The organism is Microbacterium sp. BF1 (assembly GCF_019279095.1).
GTDB lineage: Bacteria > Actinomycetota > Actinomycetes > Actinomycetales > Microbacteriaceae > Microbacterium > Microbacterium maritypicum.
Window position 1 is genome coordinate 1 of sequence record NZ_JAGYWT010000324.1, and the last position, 2,820, is coordinate 2,820.

General features: G+C 69.5%; 4 protein-coding genes and 1 tRNA gene. 4 read left to right on the forward strand and 1 reads right to left on the reverse strand.

Going from position 1 to position 2,820, the window contains the following annotated elements; all coding sequences use genetic code 11:
• Positions 1–521: DNA-formamidopyrimidine glycosylase family protein (locus tag KZA10_RS11380; protein ID WP_306300811.1), on the forward strand; the 521-nt coding region annotated here is incomplete at its 5' end.
• Between the two features lie 6 nt (positions 522–527).
• Positions 528–1,193 carry a DedA family protein gene (locus KZA10_RS11385; protein WP_141386709.1) on the forward strand — a complete coding sequence of 222 codons (666 nt, stop codon included), beginning with the start codon at positions 528–530 and terminating at the stop codon, positions 1,191–1,193.
• Between the two features lie 9 nt (positions 1,194–1,202).
• Here the strand turns inward: KZA10_RS11385 and KZA10_RS11390 are convergent.
• Positions 1,203–1,275: transfer RNA gene (locus tag KZA10_RS11390), tRNA-Leu, on the reverse strand.
• A gap of 86 nt (positions 1,276–1,361) precedes the next feature.
• Between KZA10_RS11390 and KZA10_RS11395 the strand changes: the two genes are divergently transcribed.
• Together KZA10_RS11395 and KZA10_RS11400 are read left to right on the forward strand one after the other, a co-directional pair.
• Positions 1,362–2,609: an alanine racemase gene (locus KZA10_RS11395; RefSeq protein WP_141386708.1), complete on the forward strand. Its 1,248-nt coding sequence runs from the start codon at positions 1,362–1,364 to the stop codon at positions 2,607–2,609.
• Positions 2,606–2,820, forward strand: a 215-nt coding sequence (locus KZA10_RS11400; protein ID WP_218682939.1) for an FAD-binding protein, incomplete at its 3' end; no start/stop codon positions are given. The genes KZA10_RS11395 and KZA10_RS11400, both read left to right, overlap by 4 nt.

Sequence of the window (2,820 nt, forward strand, 5' to 3'; positions counted from 1 at the left end):
CCCTGATGCCCGAGGGCGACACCGTCTTCCGCACCGCACGGCGCCTCGACGAGGCCCTGTCGGGTGCGGAGGTCACCCGATTCGACCTCCGGATCCCCCGGTTCGCGACCCTCGATCTGACCGGGCAGCCGGTGTACGGTGCACTCGCGCGCGGCAAGCACCTGCTGCTGCGTGTGGGCGACAGCACACTGCATTCGCATCTGCGCATGGACGGCGCCTGGTTCGTCTACCGACCCGGCGAGAAGTGGTGCCACCCGGCTTTCAAGGTGCGCGCGATCGTCGGCACGGCGCACCGCGAAGCCGTCGGCGTGGACATCGCCGAGATCGAGGTCGTCCCCACCCGGGACGAAGACCAGCTCGTCGGTCACCTGGGTCCGGATCCCCTCGCCGCCGACTGGGATGCGGCAGAGGCGGTCCGGCGCCTCGGGGCCGACACCCGCAGCATCCATGTCGCCCTCCTCGATCAGCGCAACGTCGCGGGATTCGGAAACGAGTACGCCGCAGACATCTTCGGGCGCTGACCGCAGATGGCTCTCGCTGCTGCTGCCGATCACGGCTTCACCGGGCTCACCGGATTCGCGGCCGATGTCCTCACTGCGCTGGGAGACATCGGCGTGGGCGTGCTGGTCTTCCTCGAGGTCCTGGTGCCGCCGATCCCGAGCGAGGTGATCCTTCCCTTCGCGGGGTACCTGAGCCAGAGCGGCTCTCTGAACCTGGGGTGGCTGATCTTCTGGAGCACGCTCGCGTCCTGGCTGGGTGCGCTGCTGCTGTACGGGCTCGGCGCCGCCATCGGGATGGATCGCGCGGTGCGGATGCTCGCGGCCACCAAGCTGGTGAGCCGCTCCGATCTCGAACGCGGATCGGAGTGGTTCGTGCGCAGCGGCGGCTGGACCGTGCTGGTGGGACGGATGGTACCCGGCGTGCGCAGCCTGATCTCGATTCCGGCCGGGGCCTCCCGCATGAACCTCGTGACGTTCAGCATCTACACCATCATCGGCAGCGGGCTCTGGAATGCTCTTCTCCTCGGAGTCGGAGCGGCGCTGGGCACGCAGCACGAGAAGCTGGAGCAGTACCTCGGCTACCTCGACTACGCCGTGTACTCGGCCATCGCGATCGCACTGGTCGTTCTCGTCGTGCGTCGCATTCGCGAGGCTTCGGGCGAGCGGAAGACGGTCGCGCCGGCGGAGGACTGAGCGAGGATGTGCCCCCGCTGGGACTCGAACCCAGACTGAAGCGATTTTAAGTCGCCTGCCTCTGCCATTGGGCTACGGGGGCCTCCTCGCCAGCCTATCTGCGTGCCCGGATGCGACGCGGTGCCTTCGGGGGTGATCCGCAGTCCGGGGAGGCCTTAGTGTGGGGGAGTGCTCGACCTCATCGACGAACTGAGCCCCGCCCACGGCGCGCCTGCGGTCGCCCCCGAATGGGAGGACCCGGCCCGCTACTGGCCGCGCCTGTCCGCCGCGACGGGGCATCTTCCCGCGCCGGTGGCGGTGATCGACAGGGAGGCGCTCCGCTACAACGCGATGGACCTTCTGGTGCGGGCGGGCGGGCTGCCGATCCGGGTCGCCTCGAAATCGGTACGGGTGCGGTCCGTGCTCGATGCCGTGCTGAAGCTCCCGGGGTTCCGCGGCATCCTCGCCTTCACGCTCGAGGAGGCGCTGTGGCTCGCCGAGACCCATGACGACATCATGCTCGGGTATCCCACCGTCGATCGCGCGGGTCTGGCACGGCTCTTCGCCGACGAGCAGGCTGCTCAGCGCATCACGCTGATGATCGACGACCTCGTGCACCTCGACCTGATCGACAGCGTCGCAGGACCCGGTTCGCGTCCGGAGATCCGTGTCGCGATCGACGTCGATGCCTCCTGGCGCTCCTCACTCCTCGGCCACATCGGCGTGCGCCGTTCGGCGCTGTTCAACGCGGGAGAGGTCGCCGCCTTCGCTCGCAAGGTCGTCGCCCGCCCGGGATTCCGGCTCGTCGGACTGCAGATGTACGACGCGCAGATCGCGGGACAGGGGGACGATGCCGGCCCCGATGCCCCGCTGATCCGGATGGTGCAGTCGCGCTCACGGAACGAGCTGCGCGAGCGCCGGGCGGCCATCGTCGCCGCGGTCGGAGAGATCACGTCGCTGGAGATCCTCAACGGCGGAGGAACGGGGTCGCTCGAGTTCACCGGAAGCGATGAGTCGCTCAGTGAGGCGAGCGCAGGAAGCGGGCTCCTCGGCGGCCATCTGTTCGACGGGTATCGTTCGTTCCGCCCCGCTCCGGCGTCCGCATTCGCGTTCGACGTGGTGCGGCGCCCGGCCGTCGATATCGCCACGGTGCTCGGCGGAGGATGGATCGCCTCCGGCCCCGCGGTGGCCTCGCGTCAACCGCGTCCCGTCTGGCCACAAGGGCTCCACACCCTCTCCCGTGAAGCTGCCGGTGAGGTGCAGACGCCCCTGCAGGGCCCGGCGGCGACATCGCTGGGCGTGGGCGACCGAGTCTGGTTCCGGCATGCCAAGAGCGGCGAGCCGGCCGAGCGCATCGAGAGCTATCACCTGGTCTCGGGCGACGAGATCATCGATGAGCTGCCGACCTACCGCGGCGAGGGAAAGGCCTTCCTGTGACGAGAATCGGCGGCACCTGGCAGAACTGGGCTCGCTCGGCCTCGGTGCGACCCGTACGCGTGGAGCGTCCGCGCAGCCCCGAGGGCGTGCAGCGGGCGGTGGTCGCCGCGGTGAAGCAGGGTCTTCCGGTGAAGGCCGTCGGCGCCGGCCACAGCTTCACGGGCATCGCGGTCGCCCCGGGCGTCCTGCTCGAGCTCGACGACCTGCAGGG

Excerpts from the sequence above, each read along its gene's own strand:
- KZA10_RS11385 (WP_141386709.1), top strand. The coding sequence starts at position 528 with ATGGCTCTCGCTGCTGCTGCCGATCACGGCTTCACCGGGCTCACCGGA.